Annotated in this window: 17 protein-coding genes; 5 read left to right on the forward strand and 12 right to left on the reverse strand. The window is 66.4% G+C overall.

Features of this window, described 5'->3' with window-relative positions; all coding sequences use genetic code 11:
- Positions 1-3: 3 nt before the first annotated feature.
- Positions 4-522 (forward strand): DUF4865 family protein, encoded by a 519-nt coding sequence (locus R2B70_RS03040; protein ID WP_257519973.1) that lies wholly within the window; start codon positions 4-6, stop codon positions 520-522.
- A 127-nt stretch (positions 523-649) separates the two neighbouring features.
- Positions 650-1,288 carry an FMN-binding negative transcriptional regulator gene (locus R2B70_RS03045; RefSeq protein WP_042078475.1) on the forward strand — a complete coding sequence of 213 codons (639 nt, stop codon included), beginning with the start codon at positions 650-652 and terminating at the stop codon, positions 1,286-1,288.
- Positions 1,289-1,346: 58 nt separating this feature from the next.
- On the opposite strand, the gene R2B70_RS03050 is transcribed toward R2B70_RS03045, so the two are convergent.
- The 9 genes from R2B70_RS03050 to R2B70_RS03090 all read right to left on the reverse strand — a co-directional run bounded on the left by R2B70_RS03050 (position 1,347) and on the right by R2B70_RS03090 (position 8,323).
- Positions 1,347-1,559, reverse strand: a complete 213-nt coding sequence (locus R2B70_RS03050; protein WP_042078473.1) for a hypothetical protein — start codon at positions 1,557-1,559, stop codon at positions 1,347-1,349.
- A gap of 96 nt (positions 1,560-1,655) precedes the next feature.
- Positions 1,656-1,997 (reverse strand): DUF1294 domain-containing protein, encoded by a 342-nt coding sequence (locus R2B70_RS03055; protein ID WP_318162605.1) that lies wholly within the window; start codon positions 1,995-1,997, stop codon positions 1,656-1,658.
- Positions 1,994-2,581, reverse strand: a complete 588-nt coding sequence (locus R2B70_RS03060; RefSeq protein WP_042078471.1) for a sugar O-acetyltransferase — start codon at positions 2,579-2,581, stop codon at positions 1,994-1,996. The genes R2B70_RS03055 and R2B70_RS03060 overlap by 4 nt, the downstream gene beginning before the upstream one ends.
- 86 nt (positions 2,582-2,667) lie before the next feature.
- Positions 2,668-3,930 carry an MgtC/SapB family protein gene (locus R2B70_RS03065; RefSeq protein WP_318162606.1) on the reverse strand — a complete coding sequence of 421 codons (1,263 nt, stop codon included), beginning with the start codon at positions 3,928-3,930 and terminating at the stop codon, positions 2,668-2,670.
- Between the two features lie 205 nt (positions 3,931-4,135).
- A complete protein-coding gene (locus R2B70_RS03070) occupies positions 4,136-4,972 on the reverse strand; it encodes a transporter substrate-binding domain-containing protein (protein ID WP_318162607.1) in 837 nt (278 codons plus the stop codon).
- Positions 4,969-5,730 carry an amino acid ABC transporter ATP-binding protein gene (locus tag R2B70_RS03075; RefSeq protein ID WP_318162608.1) on the reverse strand — a complete coding sequence of 254 codons (762 nt, stop codon included), beginning with the start codon at positions 5,728-5,730 and terminating at the stop codon, positions 4,969-4,971. The genes R2B70_RS03070 and R2B70_RS03075 overlap by 4 nt, the downstream gene beginning before the upstream one ends.
- 6 nt (positions 5,731-5,736) lie before the next feature.
- Positions 5,737-6,390, reverse strand: coding sequence for an amino acid ABC transporter permease (locus R2B70_RS03080; protein WP_318162609.1), 654 nt, complete (start codon positions 6,388-6,390; stop codon positions 5,737-5,739).
- 71 nt (positions 6,391-6,461) lie between these two features.
- Complete coding sequence (locus R2B70_RS03085) at positions 6,462-7,127, reverse strand: amino acid ABC transporter permease (RefSeq protein ID WP_318162610.1); 666 nt, start codon at positions 7,125-7,127, stop codon at positions 6,462-6,464.
- Positions 7,124-8,323 (reverse strand): threonine synthase, encoded by a 1,200-nt coding sequence (locus tag R2B70_RS03090; protein ID WP_318162611.1) that lies wholly within the window; start codon positions 8,321-8,323, stop codon positions 7,124-7,126. Before R2B70_RS03090 ends, R2B70_RS03085 begins: the two co-directional genes overlap by 4 nt.
- Before the next feature lie 216 nt (positions 8,324-8,539).
- Here R2B70_RS03090 and R2B70_RS03095 point away from each other — a divergent pair, with 216 nt between their 5' ends.
- The 3 genes from R2B70_RS03095 (at position 8,540) to R2B70_RS03105 (ending at position 13,899) form a co-directional block, all read left to right on the forward strand.
- Positions 8,540-10,687 carry a prolyl oligopeptidase family serine peptidase gene (locus R2B70_RS03095; protein WP_318162612.1) on the forward strand — a complete coding sequence of 716 codons (2,148 nt, stop codon included), beginning with the start codon at positions 8,540-8,542 and terminating at the stop codon, positions 10,685-10,687.
- Positions 10,688-10,887: 200 nt separating this feature from the next.
- On the forward strand, positions 10,888-13,026 hold the full coding sequence (locus R2B70_RS03100) for an AsmA family protein (protein ID WP_318162613.1): 2,139 nt from the start codon (positions 10,888-10,890) through the stop codon (positions 13,024-13,026).
- Positions 13,027-13,164: 138 nt separating this feature from the next.
- Positions 13,165-13,899 (forward strand): SDR family oxidoreductase, encoded by a 735-nt coding sequence (locus tag R2B70_RS03105; RefSeq protein WP_318162614.1) that lies wholly within the window; start codon positions 13,165-13,167, stop codon positions 13,897-13,899.
- 60 nt (positions 13,900-13,959) lie between these two features.
- Here the strand turns inward: R2B70_RS03105 and glnE are convergent, their stop codons facing one another.
- From glnE to R2B70_RS03120, 3 genes are all read right to left on the reverse strand, one after another.
- A complete protein-coding gene (gene glnE, locus R2B70_RS03110) occupies positions 13,960-16,833 on the reverse strand; it encodes a bifunctional [glutamate--ammonia ligase]-adenylyl-L-tyrosine phosphorylase/[glutamate--ammonia-ligase] adenylyltransferase (RefSeq protein WP_318162615.1) in 2,874 nt (957 codons plus the stop codon).
- A gap of 138 nt (positions 16,834-16,971) precedes the next feature.
- Entirely contained in the window at positions 16,972-17,412 is a 441-nt protein-coding gene (locus R2B70_RS03115) for a GNAT family N-acetyltransferase (RefSeq protein ID WP_318162616.1), read from the reverse strand.
- 209 nt (positions 17,413-17,621) lie between these two features.
- Positions 17,622-18,872: a methyl-accepting chemotaxis protein gene (locus R2B70_RS03120; RefSeq protein ID WP_318162617.1), complete on the reverse strand. Its 1,251-nt coding sequence runs from the start codon at positions 18,870-18,872 to the stop codon at positions 17,622-17,624.
- Between the last annotated feature and the right edge of the window lie 6 nt (positions 18,873-18,878).

Raw genomic sequence — 18,878 nt, forward strand, 5'->3', positions numbered from 1 at the left:
GCCATGCACTACAGATTCACCCTGCCGGCGGACTACGACATGGCGCAGATCGAGCAGCGGATCGCCAGCAATGGCGCCAGGCTCGACGGCTTTCCCGGTCTGCTGTTCAAGGCCTATCTCTACAGCCGCCAGGACGATGCGGCCCTGCCGGGGCAGGAGAACCGCTATGCCCCCTTCTATGTGTGGCAGAGTGTCGAGGCGATGCACGGTTTCCTGGTGAGCGAGGGATTCGCGGCGCTCACCCGGCATTTCGGCTGGCCCCATATCGAGACCTGGCATCTGCTGTCAGCCCCGCAGATGGAGGTGCTCGAGCGGGCCAGGGTGGTCATCTTGCGGCGCACCCCCATAGCGGCCCATCACCCCCTGGCGGCGTTGTCCACCAAGAGCATGCTGAGCGGCTGGGACGTCTCCCGCTGGCAATGGCTGGAGGTGGATTTCTTGGCGTCGCTCCCACAAGTGATGCCGGTAGGGGCCGATGCCTATCACATCGGCTATCTGGCCAGGGGCATCCCTTCATCCTGAGCAAGCGACGACGGCCAGGGCTTTCTTCGGTGGTGCTCGGCAGGCAAACTCGAGACTATGCTTCCCCGTCACGGGAGCATACCGACGGGATTAGTACGGACACTCCACCAAGAACCAAGGACCTCTTATGTATCTGCCCCCCCATTTCGCCGTCACCGAGCCCGCTGCGCTGCATCAGCTGATCCGGGCCCACCCTCTGGGGGCCCTGGTCACCCATGGTGAGCTGGGGCTCGACGCCAACCATCTGCCGTTCGAGCTGGATGCCGGGGAGGGGGGACAAGGGGTTCTGCGGGCCCATGTGGCCCGCAACAACCCGCTCTGGCAGGAGGTGAAAGACGGCGACGAGGTGCTGGTGATCTTCCGCGCCGCCGAGGGTTATATCTCCCCCAGCTGGTATCCGGGCAAGCAGGTGCATCACCAGCAGGTGCCCACCTGGAACTATGCCGTGGTGCACGCCCATGGCCGTATCCGGGTACGGGACGATGCCCGCTTCGTGCGACGCCTGCTCGCCACCCTGACCCGCACCCAGGAGGCCGCCGAGCCCAGGCCCTGGAAGATGGCGGACGCGCCGCGTGACTATCTGGAGGCCATGGTGGCGGCCGTGGTGGGCATCGAAATCGAGATCGACCGCCTGGTGGGCAAGTTCAAGCTGAGCCAGAACAAGGAGGCGGCGGATCGGCAGGGGGCCATCGCTGCCCTGTTGCAGCGCGGGCAGGAGGCGCTGGGGGAGGCGATGCAGAGTCCGCCCCCGCCGGCGTCGGGCTGATCCCGGCACCGGAAACGAAAGACGGCAACATCGGTTGCCGTCTTTGTCGGGACTGGCCTCACAGTTCCCGGAAGGGCCGACGCTTCTCCTCCTCCAGCATGATGGCCTCGAGGTTGGCGACCCGCTCCTGCAGCTCCTTGATGATCATGTCCTGCTTGCCGAGACGGTCGGTAATGCGGGCGTCCCCCATCTGGTAGCGGGCACGCTTGCCGAGATAGCCGAAGAATACGCTGATAAAGACGATCAGGACTATGCCTGTCCACATGGTCATGAGTGACTCCTTGCCTATGCCTGAACGGGAGAGATCATCTCCCGGTCTTCCGTTGTCTCATACCCGCCCATGGGCGGCAATGCCCGCCTTGGTGGTTCAGAACCCCTGCCAGAGCGGCCAGACGAGCCAGATCCCGAGCAGCAATAATTGCCCCCAGACGATGGCCCAGAACCGCAGGTGATAACTCCCCTTCTGGGTCTTGTGGCGCAGCCACTGGCGGGCCACCAGGGCACCGGGCCAGCCCCCGCACAGCTCCAGCAGATGGAGGCGGGCCTCGGGCACGCGCCAGCCGCCGCGCACCGCCTGGCGCTTGTCCCAGGCGTAGGCGACCAGGGTCAGCAGGCTCATCAGCAGGATCAGGGCCAGCGGCCACCAGTTCGCGTTCCGCACCCCGAGCCAGCCGGCCCAGCCCAGGGGCAGCAGGGCCAGCACCATCATGACAGCAGCGCCGGATCCCGGGGCTCGCCCGGGCTTAAGGTGCGGATCACGCGAGCCGGATTGCCGACGGCGACCGAATCGGCAGGGATGTCCCTGGTCACCACGGCGCCGGCCCCTATGATGGTGCGCGGCCCTATGGTGACGCCGGGGCAGATGATGGCGCCGCCGCCAATCCAGCAGTCATCGCCGATGCGTACCGGCTTGTTGTAGGCGGTCCAGTTGCGCCGCTCCTGGAAATCCATGCTGTGGGTGGCGGTGTAGATCTGCACGTTGGGGGCCAGCAGCACGTGGCTGCCGATGTGCACCTCGCCCACGTCGAGTATGGTGACGTTGAAGTTGAAGAAGGTCTTCTCGCCGATGTGGATGTTGCGACCGAATTCGCAGGTGAAGGGGGTGCTGATCCAGCAGGAGTCGGGGCAGTGGCCAAACAGCTCGCCGCAGATCTGCTGGCGCAGGGGTTGATCCCCTGCCGTGGAGGCGTTGAGCCGTGCCAGCAGCGCCTGGCCGCGGATCCTGTCGTTCGCTATCTCCTCGGTCTGGGTGAGAGGGCCGCCCGCCAGAATCCCGTCCCAATCGCTCGCCATGGTCATCTCCTCGTGCTGCAAGAGGGGGCAGTATACGTGACAAGGGGGAGGGGAGTCAGTCTGTCACCCCGGGGAGGTGATCCCCGTCATCCTGCCGGCCAGACCAGGGGCAGGATCAGCAGGACGGAGAGCAGGTAGGGCAGCATGACCCTGAGCCCCAGGCGGCGGCCGCCGATCACCAGCGCCAGCAGTCCCTTCACCAGGGAGTTGACCAGGCCGGCGAGCAGTATGCCCCGGGCGGCCACCTCCAGGGCCAGTTCCTTGTGGGAGAGCTGGGAGAGGGAGAGGGTGATGGCGTCCACGTCCGTGATGCCTGAGACCAGCGCCAGCAGATAGACCCCGGAGTCACCCACCTTGCTCTGCAGCAGGGTGGCCATGAAGCCGATGAGGGCCAGCAGCAGGCCGAACTTGATGGCGGTGGCAAGATCCAGCGGGTTGCTGGTCCTGGGCTGCACCGGGTTGTCGGTCATCTCCTCCCGCTGGCGCCAGAACCAGAAGGCGAAGCCGTAGACGATGGCTGCCAGCAGCAGCAGGGGGGCGGCCAGGCGCATCGCCAGCTCGCCGTGAATGAGCAGCACCAGCACCAGCAGCCGCAGCCACATGGTGGCCCCCGCCAGCAGGATGCCGGTGGCCAGCAGTCGCTCCAGACCTCCCTGCTCCCTGTTGAGGCGGGCAAATTGCAGGGTGAGGGCGGTGGAGGAGGCGAGCCCCGCCAGCATGCTGGTGAGCACCAGACCGGCACGGGTGCCGAGCAGGCGCACCGCGAAGTGACCCGAGAAGGAGATCCCCGCGATGATCACCACCATCAGCCAGATCTTGAAGGGGTTGAAGGCGTCGAGGGGGCCCATCTCCGCATCGGGCAGCACGGGCAGCAGCACCAGGGAGATGAGCAGGAAACGCAGGGTCGCGTGGAATTCCGTCTCGCTCAAAAACAGCATGCCCTGCTGGATCTTGCCCTTGAGCCCCATCAGCAGCGCCGCCAGCACGGCGCAGGCCACCGCCTCGCTCGGGCTCTGCAGCACCGACATCAGCCCCAGCAAATAGGTGAGCACCATGGCCACCGAGCTGGTGAGACCGAACTCCCCTTGCCAGCGCAGGGCCAGCCAGACCGAGAGGCCGCAGCCGATCACCACCGCCAGCAGGCCGAGCAGGGCCAGCCAGGGCCCCAGGGTCGGCAGCAGCAGGGCGCAGACCCCGCCGAGCAGGCCGATGAGGCCATAGGTCCGCATCCCGGCGATGCGCTGGTTGTCACCCAGCTGGCGTACCTGCCAGCCCCGCTCCAGTCCGATGATGAGCCCGATGGCCAGGGACACCAGGGCGCCGTAGACGGGCTCCGCCTCTATCCACATGCTGCTCTCCTCTCGTTGCCGTGTCTGTGAGGATGGCACAGACAGCCCCCGGGCAGGGGGAGCTGGCTCACAGAGCCGGCGACCCGTCTGGCAAACAAAAAAAGGCGCCACCCGGAGGGGACGCCTGAAAGGTCAAACCTTGCGGTTTGCGGACCAACGGAACCAAAGATCACACACTTCACACTCAGCACTTCCCTCGGCAGGCTCAGCCCTGCCACTTGCCTCCTTCCACTATCACGTCGTTGGGATCGGTATCGGCGCTCAGTTTGTCGCGCACATACTGGTCGTAGAGTTTCAGCAGGTACTTCTCTTCCCCCAGCTTGGCGAGGCGGTCGTTGACCCAGTCACGCAGCTCGATATTGCCCTTCTTCACCGCCGGCGCTATGGGGTCTTCCGAGCCCAGCTTCTCGGGCAGCACCCGATAGCCCGGGTTCTCCTTGGCCCAGCTGAAGAGCACCAGGTTGTCCTGGGCGTAGGCGTCGCCACGGCCCTGGGCCAGCGCCTGCAGGGATTCGGAATTCTTCTCGAACTTGAGCACTTGCCAGTCCGGGTGGTTGCGGGTCAGCCAGATGTCCGCCGTGGTGCCGGTGGTCACGATCAGGGTCTTGCTGGCCAGATCGTCGAGCTTCTTGGCCGGGCTCCCTTGTGGCACCAGCACCTGTACCGCCACTCGCAGGTTCGGGTTGGTGAAGTCCACCACCTGGCGCCGCTCCGGGGTCACCGTCATGTTGGCGAGGATCAGATCCACCTTGTCGCTCTGCAGGAAGGGAATGCGGCTGGCGGGCTCCACCGCCACGAACTCGACCTTGTTCTCGTCCCCCAGCAGGTCCTTGGCGAAGCGGCGACCGAGATCGGTGTCGAAACCCACGTAGTTGCCCTTCTCGTCCACATAGCCGAAGGGGGGCTTGTCGGTGAAGACGCCGACGATGAGCTTGTCGCGTTCCTTGATCTTGGCAAGGGAACCGTCCGCCGCCTGGGCGCCGCCGCTGGCGAGGCCGAGGCCGATCAGGGCGCTAAACAGAACCGAGGTGATTTTTTTCATGCTGACTCCTTTCGTTTGATGACAGTTGTATAAGAAAACTTGGCGAGGAACTGGCGTGCGCGCTGGCTGCGCGGGTTCTCGAAAAATTGATGGGGGGCTGCCTGCTCCAGGATGTGGCCGCCGTCCATGAAGACGATGCGATCCGCCACCGCCCGGGCGAACGCCAGCTCGTGGGTGACGATGAGCAGGGTCATGCCGCTGCCGGCGAGATCCCGGATGACCTCCAGCACCTCCTGCACCATCTCGGGGTCCAGCGCAGCGGTCACCTCGTCAAACAGCATCACCTGGGGGTTCATGCACAGGGCCCGCACTATGGCGATGCGCTGCTGCTGGCCGCCGGAGAGCTGGCGCGGATAGTCATGGCGCCGCTCCCACAGACCGATGCGGGTCAGCAGCTGTTCCGCCTGCAGCAGGGCCTCGGCCCGCTCCCGTTTCTGCACCTGAAGAGGGCCGAGCAGCACGTTCTCCAGCACCGTCAGGTTGGGAAAGAGGTGATAGCTCTGGAACACCATGCCGATCCGCTGGCGCAGCCGCTGCCAGTCGGTGCTGGCATCCAGCCGCTCTCCATCGAAGCGGATCTCGCCCCCCTGAATGGGTTCGAGCCCGTTGAGGGTGCGCAGCAAGGTGCTCTTGCCGCAGCCGCTCGGCCCCAGGATGACGATCACTTCCCCGGTGTTCACCGTGAGGCTGACCTCATCCAGTACCCGGTTTTGGCCGAATTGTTTGCTGACGGCATTGAGCTCAAGCAGAGGTGTCATACCGCATTACCCCCATTGTTGCTCCAGCCGGCGCGAGGCGAGCGAGAGCGGATAACAGACCAGAAAAAAGAACAGGAACAGCAGACCGTAGATAAGCAGCGAGCCATAGGTACGCTCGATGATCTGCTGGCCCACCTTGATCACCTCCACCACCCCGATCAGCACCGCCAGCGAGCTGGTCTTGATGATGCGGGTATGGATGTTGATGGTCGGCGGCGTCAGCCGCTGCAGCGCCTGGGGCAGCAGCACGTGGCGATAGAGCTGCCAGCGGGAGAGCCCGAGCGCCAGACCGGCCTCCTGCTGGCCGCGGGCGAGCGACTTGAGGCCGCCGCGCACCACTTCGCCCACCTCGCTGGCGCCCCACAGGGCCAGCACCAGCACGGCGCACCAGAAGGCCGGGATATCCAGGCCGAAGAAGATCGGCAGCCCGAAGAAGAAGAGGTAGAGCCAGACCAGCACGGGCACTACCCGAAACAGCTCCAGATAGACTCGCAACACTCCCCGAGTCAGCCTTCCCCCCTGCTGGGCCAGCACGCCGTAACCGACCCCGCCCAGGGTGGCGAACAGGATGGCGAGCAGCGAGATGGCGAGGGTCTGGCCCGCGCCCACCGCCAGCAGCGGCAGCGCCTGCGTCAGCTGCTCAGTGACCGGACTGACCATATCGATCCCTCCTTTTCTCTGCATCGGTGTCGGATGGTGGCAGCAGGACGATCGATGCCTGCATCAGCGATTCAGTGACCGAACTGACCATATTGCAGCCTCCTTTCAACGACGCGCAGGGCAAGGGACAGCGGCAGAAAGATCAGCACGCACATCAAGATCAGCACCGCCAGCATCTCGTAGGTCTTGTAGTAGAGGGCGATGTAGTTCCTGGTGGTGTAGAGCAGCTCGGGCACCGCCACCGCCGAGGCCACAGTGGTCTCTTTCAACAGGAAGATGAAGTTGGCAAAGAGCGCCGGCAGGCTGGCGAGCCAGGCCTGGGGCAGCTGCACATGGCGCAGCAACTGCCAGCGGGAGAGGCCGATGGCCCGCCCCGCCTCCAGCTGGCTGGGGGGCACAGCCCCGATGCCCGCCCGCAGCGCCTCGGTCAGGTAGCCGCCACCGAGGAAGGTCATGGCGATCACCACCGTGGCAAATCCGGAGAGCGAGATGCCGAGCGCCGGCAGCCCGAAGTAGAGAAAGAACAGCTGGATCAGCAGCGGCGTGTTGCGGGCCAGCTCCACATAGGCGCGGATCACCCGGGTCAGCCAGGGCCGGTGCAGGCCGAGCAGTGTCACATTGAGCAGGGCCACGACGAGCGAGGTGAGGATCACGATGGCGCCGAGCTGCAGGGTGACCCAGACCGATTGGCCGAAGGCCGGCAGGGTGCTGAGGACAAAGGACCAGTCGAAGCTCATGCCGGGATCCTCCCGTCGCGGCGCAGCCGCTGGGGCACGACCGTGATGGCGTCCGGGTACTTGATGCCGGCGCCGGTGTTGAGCACCACCACCCGCTCGCCCCCCTGGATCCAGCCCGATTCCCGCAACTGGCGGGCGGCGGCGAAGGCGGCCGCCCCTTCCGGGCAGACGAAGCTGCCTTCCTGGGAGGCGAGCTGGCGAATTTCTGCCTGGATGGCCCTGTCGTCCACCGCGACGGCGCAGCCCTCGGTGCGATAGAGGGCGTCCAGCACCAGAAAGTCCCCCAGCGCCTTGGGCACGTTGATGCCAAAGGCCAGGGTCTGGGAGTCGGGCCAGAAGCGAGACTCGTGCTTCCCCTGCTGCCAGGCCTGGACTATGGGGGCGCAGCCGCTCGCCTGCACCGCCACCAGCCGCGGCAGCGGCCCCAGCTCCTGCAGTTCCCGCAGCGCCTTGTAGATGCCGATGAGGCCGACCCCGCCGCCGGTGGGGTAGAGGATGACGTCCGGCAGGGTCCAGCCGAGCTGCTCGGCGATCTCCAGCCCCATGGTCTTCTTGCCCTCGATGCGATAGGGCTCCTTGAGGGTGGAGGCATCGAACAGTCCCTGCTCGGCCACCGCCTCGGCCACCTGGCGGCCGGCGTCGCTGATGAGGCCGTCCACCAGATAGAGGCGGGCACCGGCCAGCGAGGTCTCCAGCCTGGTGATGGCGGGGGCCGCCTGGGGCATGACTATGGTGCTGCGCAGCCCGGCGCGGGCGCCGTAGAGCGCCCAGGCCGCACCGGCGTTGCCGTTGGTGGGCATGGCGAAGTGGGTGACGCCGAGTTCCCGGGCGCGGGAGACGCCGACCGCGGCGCCCCGGGCCTTGAAGGAGCCGGTGGGGATGACGCTCTCATCCTTCATCCAGAGATCCGGAATGCCGATCTGCTTGCCCAGAGTAGGTAGGGGCAAGAGCGGTGTGAAGCCTTCCCCCAGGGTGACCACCTGGGCGGGGTCGCGCACCGGCAGCAGCTCGTGGTAGCGCCACAGGCTGGCGGGACGACCCAGCAGGGCGGCCGGGTGCCAGGCCTGCTTCAGGGCCTCGAGGTCGTAGCTGGCTAGCAGCGGCGCACCGACCCGGCTCAGCTGTTGGGGCTGATCGGCATCATGGATCTCGCCGGTCTTGCTGCACCGCAGATGTGATAGGTAGCTGTACGGCATGCTTTATCCTGAATGGCTCACGTTGGCTGGTGTCTTATTCCATCCTGCGACCCAGGGGCCGGATAACAAACAAAATAAAGCGGCAAACTTAAGCGAAAAAGTTCATATGGCTCCCCTTTGTCGGCGGGCCACCCTCTGCCACCGGTCGGGGGGTTGGGCCATCCGGCGCTCTTTGTTACCCTGCCCGTTTCACTCAAACCGCAGGGAGCCGCCTCGATGCGAGCCTTTGTCAGCCTGCTGGCCCTGTCACTGCTGTGTGCGTGCAGCGGCCAGCCAACCAGAGAGGATGCCATGTCAGGGAAAGCGCGCCTTCACTACCCCGTCACCCGCCAGGGGGATCAGGTGGATCACTACTTCGGCCAGGCCGTGGCCGACCCCTATCGCTGGCTGGAGGATGACCGCAGCCCCGAGACCGAGGCCTGGGTCGAGGCCCAGAACCGGGTGACTCAGGGTTATCTGGCGCAGATCCCGTATCGGGCCGCCATCAAGGAGCAATTGGCCTCGTCCTGGAACTACGCCAAGGAGGGGGCGCCGTTTCGCGAGGGGCGCTACCACTACTTCTTCAAGAACGACGGCCTGCAGAACCAGAACGTGCTGTGGCGCCAGCAGGAGGGCAAGCCGGCCGAGGTGTTCCTCGATCCCAATACCCTCAGCCCCGACGGCACCACGGCGCTGGACCAGCTGAGCTTCTCCCGGGACGGCCGCATCCTGGCCTACTCCTTATCGCTGGCGGGCAGCGACTGGCGCGAGATCCACCTGATGGACGTAGAGAGCAAACAGCCGCTGGAGGCGCCCCTCAAGGACGTGAAGTTCAGCGGCATCAGCTGGCTCGGCAACGAGGGCTTCTTCTACTCGAGCTACGACAAGCCAGATGGCAGCGAGCTGTCGGCCAGGACGGATCAGCACAAGGTCTATTTCCACCGGCTCGGCACGGCGCAGGAGGATGACCGGCTGGTGTTTGGCGCCATCCCGGCCCAGCACCACCGCTACGTGGGGGCGACCGTCACCGAAGATGACCGCTTCCTGCTCATCTCGGCGGCGAACTCCACCTCGGGCAACCGCCTCTATGTGAAGGATCTGAGCCAGGAGAACGCGCCGCTGCTGACGGTGCAGGGAGATCTGGGCGCGGACGTGAGCCTGGTGGACAACAAGGGCGGCACCCTTTACCTGCTGACCAACCGGGACGCTCCCAACCGCCGGCTGGTGACGGTGGATGCCGCCAACCCGGGGCCGGCCCGCTGGCGGGATCTCATCCCCGAGCGTCAGCAGGTGCTGACGGTGCACAGCGGCAGCGGCTATCTGTTCGCCGAGTACATGATGGATGCCACCGCCCGGGTCGAGCAGTTCGACTACGAGGGCAAGCGGGTGCGCGAGGTGGCGCTGCCCGGCCTTGGTAGCGTCAGCGGCTTCAACGGCAAGCACGATGATCCCGCCCTCTACTTCGGTTTCGAGCACTATGCCCAGCCGCCCACTCTCTACCGGTTCGAGCCCAAGAGCGGCGCCATCAGCCTCTATCGCGCCTCGGCGGCGCCGTTCAAGCCTGAGGATTACGTCTGTGAGCAGCGCTTCTACCAGAGCAAGGACGGCACCCGGGTGCCGCTCATCATCAGCTACCGCAAGGGGCTGAAACGCGATGGCAGCAACCCGACCATCCTCTACGGCTATGGCGGCTTCGACGTGAGCCTGACTCCGAGCTTCAGCGTGTCGGTGGCCAACTGGCTCGATCTGGGGGGCGTCTATGCGGTGGCCAACCTGCGCGGGGGCGGCGAGTACGGCCAGGCCTGGCACCTGGCGGGCACCAGGATGAACAAGCAGAACGTGTTCGACGACTTCATCGCGGCGGCCGAGTACCTCAAGACCGAGGGCTACACCCGTACCGATCGGCTGGCGATCCGCGGTGGCTCCAACGGCGGTCTGCTGGTGGGGGCCGTGATGACCCAGCGGCCGGATCTGATGCGGGTCGCCCTGCCGGCGGTGGGGGTGCTCGACATGCTGCGCTACCACAGCTTCACCGCCGGGGCGGGCTGGGCCTATGACTATGGCACCAGCGCCGACAGCGAGGCGATGTTCGACTACCTGAAGGGCTACTCGCCGCTGCACAACGTCCGGGCCGGGGTCAGCTATCCCTCGACTATGGTGACCACTGCGGATCACGACGATCGGGTGGTGCCGGCCCACTCCTTCAAGTTCGCCGCCACCCTGCAGGCCGACGATGCCGGCCCCCACCCCCAGCTCATCCGCATCGAGACCAATGCCGGGCACGGGGCGGGGACGCCGGTGGCCAAGCTTATCGAGCAGAGCGCGGACATCTATGCCTTCACCCTGTACGAGATGGGCTACCGGCAACTGCCGCACCAGCCTTGAGCGGGGTGACGCTGGCAACCGGGAGCGATCTGCCATCTTGTGACATCAGGGCCCTGCGGGGCCCTTTTTATTGCCGCGCGTTTGAACGCCGGCCTGCGACCATCCCTGTCTCGCCAGCAACCTGTTTTGACAGACGGGCCCCATCTGTTATCCCCCCGGTGGTATAGTCAGCCACAAGATCCGCATTCAAGGAGTCCGTCGTGAAGAAGATCATCTACATCCTGCTGGGACTGGCGCTGGCGGCCGTGGTGGCCATCGCCGCCCTGGTGTCCCTCATCGATCCCAATCAGTTCAAGCCCCAGCTGGCGGAACAGGTGCGCAAGAGCACGGGCCGCGAGCTGGTGATGGAGGGGGAGATCGGCTGGCGTTTCTGGCCGAGCCTCGGCCTCTCCCTCGAGAAGGTGGCGCTGCGCAACCCCGCCGGTTTCGCCGAACCCGACCTGGTGCGCTTCGAGCAGGGTGAGGCCTCGGTGGGCCTGCTGCCGCTGCTCTCCCATCGGCTGGAGATAGGCAAGGTGACCCTGAGCGGTGCCCATCTCTTTATCCAGACCAAGGCCGACGGCAGCTCCAACCTGAGGGATCTGCTCCAGGCCTCCGCCGAGCCCAAGGGGGAGGCGGCCTCCGAGCCTGCCGCCAGCGACGAGCAGCCCTGGCAGATCAGCCTGCAAGGCATCGCGCTGGTGGATGCCAGCGCCCTGGTGCGGGACGATCGCAGCGGCACCGTCTCCCGGCTCGACCGGCTGGATCTCGATCTGGGGCAGTTGACCCCGGGGGAGTGGGTGCCCGTGACCCTGGCCGCCAAGGGGGCCCAGGGGGATCTGGCCTTTGATCTCAAGGGTCAGGCCCAGCTCAAACCAGCCCGGGAGGCCATGAAGAGCGAGCTCAAGGATCTCAACCTCAGCGGCAGCCTGAGCCAGCCGGCGCAGCGGCTTGATGCCTTCTCCCTCAAGGCCGATCGGCTGGCGCTGGGACAGTGGAGCAGTCTCACGCTCAGTTTGCAGGGAGCCCAGGGGGCGGCGGACAAGCCGACCCTGGCCGGTACCCTGGAGGGGACCCTCAAGGCGCGGCTCGACGAGAACCGGCAACTGCTGGAGCTGTCGGATGCCGTGCTGGCCGCCAAGCTCAGCGGCGATGCCCTGCCGCGTCCGCAGATGCAGCTCAAGCTCGCCGGCTTTGCCCGCGCCGAGCTGGACAAGCAGAGCGTCACCCTCAGCAACCTGGTGATGGGGGCGGACGATGTCCTGCTGAGCGGCAGCGGCACAGTGCAGCTGGGGGCCGTGCCCAGAGTCGAGTTCGATCTCAAGAGGGACAAGCTCGACCTGGACAGTTGGCTGGGTCAGCCGGCCAAGGTGGCGCCTGCGACCGCCACCTCGGGTGCTGCAGCGCCGGCCGGGGCGCCGGCACAGACCGCCGCCCCCGCCGCCAAGGCGCTCTCAACGCAAGAGCCTGACCTGGCCGCCCTCAAGGCGGTGGATCTGACCGGCCGGCTGCAACTGGGCAGCCTGCGCCTCAAGGGGCTGGATCTCAGCGCCGTCGATCTGCAGCTCGCCCTGGCCGGTGGTCAGCTTACCCTCAAGCAGTTCAGCGCCGGGGTGGCTGGTGGTCAGGTGACGGCGAGCGGCGTGCTCGATGCCCGTCAGCAGCCCGCTCGCTATCAGATCAGCAAGCGGGTGCAGGGGGTCGAGGTGCGGCCGCTGCTGCAGACCCTGGCCCAGACCGATCTGCTGGAAGGCAAGGGGGATCTGGAGGTCGAGGTGCAGGGCTCAGGACTGTCCGAGCAGGCGCTGCGCAGCCGGATGCAGGGCAAGGCCAGCCTCAGGCTGAGCGACGGCGCCCTGCACGGCATCAACCTGGCGGAGATGATCCGCGAGGCGCGGGCCACCCTGACCGGCAAGGGGGCGGATCAGGTGAAGGAGGTGCGCAAGACCGACTTCAGTGCCCTCACCGCCAGCTTCCAGATTGCCAACGGGGTTGCCAGGAGCGACGACATCCAGCTCTTCGCCCCCGCCCTGCGGGTGAAGGGGCAGGGTCAGACCGCCCTGGTGCCGGAGACCCTGGACTTCCTGTTCCTCACCTCGGTGGTGGAGAGCAGCAAGGGGCAGGGGGGCAAGAGCGTGGACGAGCTCAAGGACATCACCATACCGGTGCGCATCGGTGGCCACTGGCAGGCGCCGAGCTACCGGCTCGACGTGAAGGCGCTGCTCAGCAACAACAAGGTGCTGGAGGAAAAGGCCCGCAAGGAGGCCGAGCGCGGCCTGAAAAAATTGCTGGGAGACAAGGCCGACGACGAGGGGATCAAGGGGGCGGCGGATCAGCTGCTCAAGGGGCTGTTCAAATAGCCCGTCTCCCGTGCCTTGCCACAAGAGCCCGCCCCGTGCGGGCTCTTTGTTGTGAAACATGGCGCCATGGGGCGAGGCTGGGTCAGCAAGATGGGGTACTATCCTGGGCAGTCATCGACACCGGAACCAGGAGGGTTCATGAACAAACGGGTGCTGATCACCGGCGGCAGCCGGGGCATAGGGGCGGCGACGGCCCGCCATCTGGCGGCGCAGGGGTATCATCTGTGCCTCAACTATCGCCAGGAGAGGGCGGCGGCCGAGGCGCTGGTGGCCGAGATCCGGGCGGGGTATCCGGTCGAGTGCATCGCGGTGCAGGCGGATGTCGGTGAGGAGGCCGAGGTGGTGCGCCTGTTCGAGGAGATGGACGCGCGGCTCGGGCCCGTCACTCACCTGGTGAACAACGCCGGCAGGCTGCAGCGGCAGATGAGGGTGCTGGAGATGAGCGCCGAGCGCATCAACCAGACCCTGACCACCAATGTCACCGGCTGCTTTCTCTGCTGCCGCGAGGCGGTGCGCCGCATGACGGCGGGGGGCGCCATCGTCAACGTCTCTTCCGCCGCCGCGCGCCTGGGCTCCCCCGGGGAGTACGTGGACTACGCCGCCGCCAAGGGGGCCGTCGACGTGCTGACCAGGGGGCTGTCGCTGGAGGTGGCGCCTCAGGGGATCCGGGTCAACGGGGTGCGTCCGGGCTTTATCTACACCGAGATGCACGCGGACGGCGGTGAGCCCGGCCGGGTGGACAGGATCAAGGGCAACATTCCGCTGCAACGGGGTGGCGAACCCCGTGAGGTGGCGGCCGCCATCGCCTGGCTGCTGTCGGACGAGGCCTCCTACGTCACCGGCAGCTTTATGGATGTGGCTGGCGGGCGCTGAACCAGCGTCAACCATGATCCCGTCAACGAGAAGGGGCGCCATGGCGCCCCCTTCTTCTGCTTATTCCCCCAGCAGCTGCTGCCAGACCGCCAGTACATGGCCCCGCTCTCGCGGCAACTGGTCGTCCCCCACCTTGCGGGAGATCTCCGAGAGATTGAGGCGATGGCCGAGGTTGCGTATCTCCAGGTAGGCGTGTTTCAGCCCCTCTGCCTGCTCCAGGGTCAATACCCCCGCCATCACGCACTCGTCGAAGATGCGCACGTTATCGGACCAGCGGGTCAGCGCCTCCGGCTCGCCGCAGGCGTGGGCCAGCACCAGGTACTGGGCGATGAACTCGATGTCCACCATGCCGCCGGGGGACTGCTTGAGATCGAACTCTCCCTCTCCCGCCTTGAGCAGGTGATCCCGCATCTTCTGGCGCATCTCCCGCACCTCGCGGGCCAGGGTCGGCAGGTCGCGCTCTTTGGCCAGCACGTCGCGGCGGATGCGGGCAAAGTCGGCGACCACGGCATCATCGCCATAGATGGGGCGGGCCCGCACCAGGGCCTGATGCTCCCAGGTCCAGGCCTCGTTTTGCTGGTACTGCTCGTAGGCCGACAGGGACGAGACCAGGAGCCCCGAGTCGCCGGAGGGGCGCAGCCGCATGTCGATCTCGTAGAGGATCCCTGACGGGGTGCGGGTGCTGAACAGATGCAGGATCCGCTGGGCCAGGCGCAGGTAGAACTGGCGGCTGTCGATGGGCTTGCGCCCGTCGGTCTGGCCGTTGGGGTCACCGCCGTGCAGGAACACCAGATCGAGATCCGAGCCGTAACCGAGCTCGATGCCGCCGAGCTTGCCATAGGCCACCACGGCAAAGCCGCGCTGGCCGCTCAGTGCCACCTCGGGGGGCACGCCGTAGCGCTCGCTCATCTGGGCCCAGGCCTGATTGACCACCTCCTCGGTGATCGCCTCCGCCAGCCAGGTGAGGTGGTCGCTCACCTTCATCAGCGGCAGGGCGCCGGCGATGTCGGCGGCGACGATGCGCAGCAGTTGCACCTGCTTGAACTGGCGCAGCGCCTCCATCTGCTGCTCCACGTCCTCCTCGGGGATGCGCAGCAGGAACTGGCGCAGCTGGGGCTTGTACTGATCCAGCGGGGTGGGGTGGTAGAGGTGCTGGGGATCCAGCAGCTCGTCCAGCAGTATGGGGTAGCGGGCGAGCTGCTCGCTCACCAGGTTGCTCTCGTCACACAATCGCACCAGCTGGCGCAGGGCGGCGGGGTTTTCCGCCAGCAGTTGCAGGTAGGCGCTGCGGGTGAAGATGCGGGTCAGCAGGGTGCAGACCCGCTCGAACAGACGGGCGGGCTCGCGGCTCGCCACCACCAGGCGCAGCAGTTCCGGCATCAGCCAGTCCAGGGCGATCCGCCCCTGGGGGCCCACCTGACGGCGCTTGTACTCCTCCTTGAAGCGCAGCAGGGCACCGCAGAGCGGAACGGGCTCGGCCACCCCCTGCGCGGTCAGCAGTAGCTCCAGTTCGGCGGCGTCGAGCTCGGTGCGCCAGAGATCGAGCCAGAGCTGCTCCAGATGGGCGGGGGCCTCTTTTTCCTCCCCCACCACGGCGACAAACTCCCGGTGGACGGCGGCCATCTCCTCGTCCAGGTGGGCCATGAAGGCGGCCCAGTCATCGAAGCCGAGGGACGCGATCAGCCGCTGACGATCCCGCTCCTCGGTGGGCAGGGTCTGGGTCTGCTGATCGCCTATCTCCTGCAGGATATTCTCGACCCGGCGCAGGAAGCGGTAGGCCACGAGCAGGCGCTCGCACTGGTCCCCCTCGAGGGCACCGCACCGGGCGATGGCCGCGATCGCCTCGGGCAGGTGGCGCACCCGCAGGGCGGGCTCGCGGCCGCCGCGAATGAGCTGCAGCGCCTGGGCGATGAACTCCACCTCGCGAATGCCCCCGGCGCCGAGCTTGATGTTGCCCTCCAGCCCCTTGCGGCGCACCTCGGCGGCGATCATCGCCTTCATCTGGCGCAGGCCGTCGATGACGCCAAAGTCGATGTAGCGGCGAAACACGAAGGGGCGCAGCAGCTCGGTGAGGGCCTGGGCGTGCTCGCACTGGGGGCCCAGCACCCGCGCCTTGACCATGGCGTAGCGCTCCCAGTTGCGGCCATGGTGCTGGTAGTAGTCCTCCATGGCGGCGAAGGAGATGGCGAGCGGCCCCGCGTCGCCGAAGGGGCGCAGTCGCATGTCGACCCGAAACACCTGGCCGTCGACCGTGCTCTGGTGCAGGGCGTTGATGAGACGCTGGCCGAGCTTGATGAAGAACTGCTGGTTCGCGAGCTCGCGCCGCCCGCCGACGGTGTAGCCGTTCTCCGGGAAGGTGAAGATGAGGTCGATGTCCGATGAGAAGTTCAGCTCGCCGCCGCCGAGCTTGCCCATGCCGAGGATCAGCAGGGGCTGGGGATCGCCGTTGCCATCCACCGGGGTGCCGAGTTCGTCGCACTGTCTGGCGTAGAGCCAGTCGCGGGCACCGCAGATGAGGGCATCGGCCAGCTTGGTCAGATGGATGAAGCTCTCTTCCACCGCCGCATGACCCAGCAGCTCGCGCCAGGCGATCACCAGCATGCGGCTGCGTCTGAACTGGCGCAGGATGCGCTTGAGCGCCTCTTCATCCGTGACCCCGGCGAGCAGGGCCGCGAGATCGTCCTCGTAGGCGGGCCAGCGTTCGGCCTGAGCCAGATCGCCGGAGGCGAGCAGCGGTCCCAGCAACTCGGGCTGCTTGATAAGGGAGTCGGCGACGAAATCGGAGAGACCGAACAGGGTCAGCAGGGTCTGGCGGGTGGGCTCCGGCAGGGCGCCATGGTCGGGTGCCAGGTCGAGCAGCCGTTGCCAGTGGCGCCGGGCCTGCTCCTGCAGCAAGGGGGAAAGGGCGGAGAAAGAGGGAGAGTGCTGGGCCACGGTTGCCATCCTTGTGGTTGACGGGTCTGCAGAGAAAAGAGAAACGCCGGCAGCCAATCTATCACTGCCGCCCCGCCTCGTCACAGGTCAGGGAAAAGAACCATGATCCGGCAAGGAAAATGGGTCGCCGGCGCGGGTTCAGGGGCGCCGATAGATCTCGGGGTCGTATTTTTCCATCAGGCTGCCCGGAGTGCGCGGCGGCGCGAAGCCGAAGCCGGCATAGAGGCCGTGGGCATCCGAGGTGGCCAGCATGAGGCGGCGCAGCCCCTGCAGCTCGGGATGGGCCAGGATGGCCGCCATCAGCGCCTTGCTGTGGCCCCGGCCGCGGTGCTCAGGCAGCACGAAGACGTCGGAGAGATAGCCGAAGGTGGCCTTGTCCGTGATGACCCGGGCGAAGGCCACCTGCCGGCCGCCGAGGTAGCCCCCGAAGCACAGCGAATGGTTGATGGCCCGTCGCACGGTGGAGAGGGGGATGCCGAGGCTCCAGTAGGCCTCCTCGGAGAGAAAACGGTGGATGAGCGGAACGTCGAGTCGTCCCTTGTCGTCGCTGATCTCCAGCTGATGTGCTTCGGTCTGCATCCTGGCTCCTTGCCGTGGTGAAAAAAGAGAGGCCCCTTGCGGGGCCTTCCAGTCTAACTGGATTGCGGCGTGAAAGTCAGGCCAGCGTGAAGGCCTGGATATGATCATCCAGGGTCTGGCGGTGATGTTCCACCTGTCCTGGGTCTTTGTCATGGCATGAATGCAGAAGGCCCCTTGCGGGGCCCTCTGATAGCAACGGCCTGGTGTCGTCAGGCCAGCTTGAAGGCCTGGATGTGATCGTCCAGGGTCTGGCTGTGGCGTTCCACCAGTTCGGAGGCATCCTTGAGTTCGCGCAGCACCACCACTGAGCCTTCCACCACCTGCTTGACCTGCTCCAGGTTGGCATTCATCTCCTCGGCGACCGAACTCTGCTGCTCGGAGGCGGCGGCGATCTGGCGGTTCATGTCGGCCACCCCCTGTACCCGCTGGACTATGGTGGCGAGCTGATCGCCGGCCTGGGTCACCTGCTCCACCCCCTTGTCCGCCTGCTGCACGCTCTCGGCCATCAGGCCGACGGCCTGGCGGGCGTTGCCCTGCAACTGCTCGATCATCTTCTGGATCTCGACGGTGGCGGCCTGGGCCCGGTTCGCGAGTTCGCGCACCTCGGAGGCCACCACGGCGAAGCCGCGGCCCGCCTCGCCGGCGCGGGCGGCCTCGATGGCGGCATTGAGGGCCAGCAGATTGGTCTGCTCCGAGATGCTGCGGATGGTGTCCACCACGGAGCCGATGCGATCGACCCCGTGCTCCACCTCGTTGACCACGGTGGAGGAGCGCTGGATGTTGCCGGAGAGGGTGTCGATGGTGTTGACGGTGGCGGCGACGCAGCGGCTGCCCTCCTCGGCCAGGGCGCTGGCCTCGAAGGTGGCGTGGGAGGCCTGTTCCGCATGGCTGGCTACCTCGCGGATGGCGCCCACCATCTGGCTCATGGCGCTGGCGAGCTGTTCTATCTGGGTGAACTCCTCGCTGATGGCCTCGTTGGCCTCTTCCATGCAAAGGGTCACCTGGGAGGCGATGTCGTTGAGCTCCTTGCAGGCGACACGCTGGGTACCGAACACCTCCTTGAGGTTCTCCTGGGAGTGGGCGACCGCCTTGGCGATGTCGCCGAACTCGTCGCGGGAGTTGAGCAGCACGCTGTGGCTGAGATCCTTGCGGGCGAAGCGCTCAAGCAGGCCCACCAGATAGTGCACCTGCTTGACCATGAGGCGGGAGCCGGTCAGCAGCAGTACCACGAAGATGACCCCCATGAGCGCCGTTTCCATCACGCCGGTCCAGAGCAGGCGATCGGCGATGGCGTTGGCCATGGTGGCATCGATGCCCTCGCTGAGCAGGGTGGCCTCCAGATTGCTGGCATCGAACCAGAGCTTGGCCAGCAACAGCAGGGTGCTGAACACCATGAGCAGCACCACTTTGGGTACCAGCCGGATATTGCTCATGTGCCGTTCCAGCGGGTTCAACTGCATAATCTC

Source organism: Aeromonas sp. XH (genome assembly GCF_033348475.1).
Classification (GTDB): domain Bacteria; phylum Pseudomonadota; class Gammaproteobacteria; order Enterobacterales; family Aeromonadaceae; genus Aeromonas; species Aeromonas sanarellii.

What these genes read in the sequence shown, in the direction of transcription:
- R2B70_RS03040 (WP_257519973.1), top strand. Translation starts at nt 4, where the DNA reads ATGCACTACAGATTCACCCTGCCGGCGGACTACGACATGGCGCAGATC.
- R2B70_RS03075 (WP_318162608.1), bottom strand. Translation starts at nt 5,730, where the DNA reads ATGACACCTCTGCTTGAGCTCAATGCCGTCAGCAAACAATTCGGCCAA.
- R2B70_RS03090 (WP_318162611.1), bottom strand. Translation starts at nt 8,323, where the DNA reads ATGCCGTACAGCTACCTATCACATCTGCGGTGCAGCAAGACCGGCGAG.
- R2B70_RS03080 (WP_318162609.1), bottom strand. Translation starts at nt 6,390, where the DNA reads ATGGTCAGTCCGGTCACTGAGCAGCTGACGCAGGCGCTGCCGCTGCTG.
- R2B70_RS03095 (WP_318162612.1), top strand. Translation starts at nt 8,540, where the DNA reads ATGCGAGCCTTTGTCAGCCTGCTGGCCCTGTCACTGCTGTGTGCGTGC.
- R2B70_RS03065 (WP_318162606.1), bottom strand. Translation starts at nt 3,930, where the DNA reads ATGTGGATAGAGGCGGAGCCCGTCTACGGCGCCCTGGTGTCCCTGGCC.
- R2B70_RS03045 (WP_042078475.1), top strand. Translation starts at nt 650, where the DNA reads ATGTATCTGCCCCCCCATTTCGCCGTCACCGAGCCCGCTGCGCTGCAT.
- R2B70_RS03115 (WP_318162616.1), bottom strand. Translation starts at nt 17,412, where the DNA reads ATGCAGACCGAAGCACATCAGCTGGAGATCAGCGACGACAAGGGACGA.
- R2B70_RS03085 (WP_318162610.1), bottom strand. Translation starts at nt 7,127, where the DNA reads ATGAGCTTCGACTGGTCCTTTGTCCTCAGCACCCTGCCGGCCTTCGGC.
- R2B70_RS03070 (WP_318162607.1), bottom strand. Translation starts at nt 4,972, where the DNA reads ATGAAAAAAATCACCTCGGTTCTGTTTAGCGCCCTGATCGGCCTCGGC.
- R2B70_RS03050 (WP_042078473.1), bottom strand. Translation starts at nt 1,559, where the DNA reads ATGACCATGTGGACAGGCATAGTCCTGATCGTCTTTATCAGCGTATTC.
- R2B70_RS03055 (WP_318162605.1), bottom strand. Translation starts at nt 1,997, where the DNA reads ATGATGGTGCTGGCCCTGCTGCCCCTGGGCTGGGCCGGCTGGCTCGGG.
- R2B70_RS03105 (WP_318162614.1), top strand. Translation starts at nt 13,165, where the DNA reads ATGAACAAACGGGTGCTGATCACCGGCGGCAGCCGGGGCATAGGGGCG.
- R2B70_RS03060 (WP_042078471.1), bottom strand. Translation starts at nt 2,581, where the DNA reads ATGGCGAGCGATTGGGACGGGATTCTGGCGGGCGGCCCTCTCACCCAG.
- R2B70_RS03120 (WP_318162617.1), bottom strand. Translation starts at nt 18,872, where the DNA reads ATGCAGTTGAACCCGCTGGAACGGCACATGAGCAATATCCGGCTGGTA.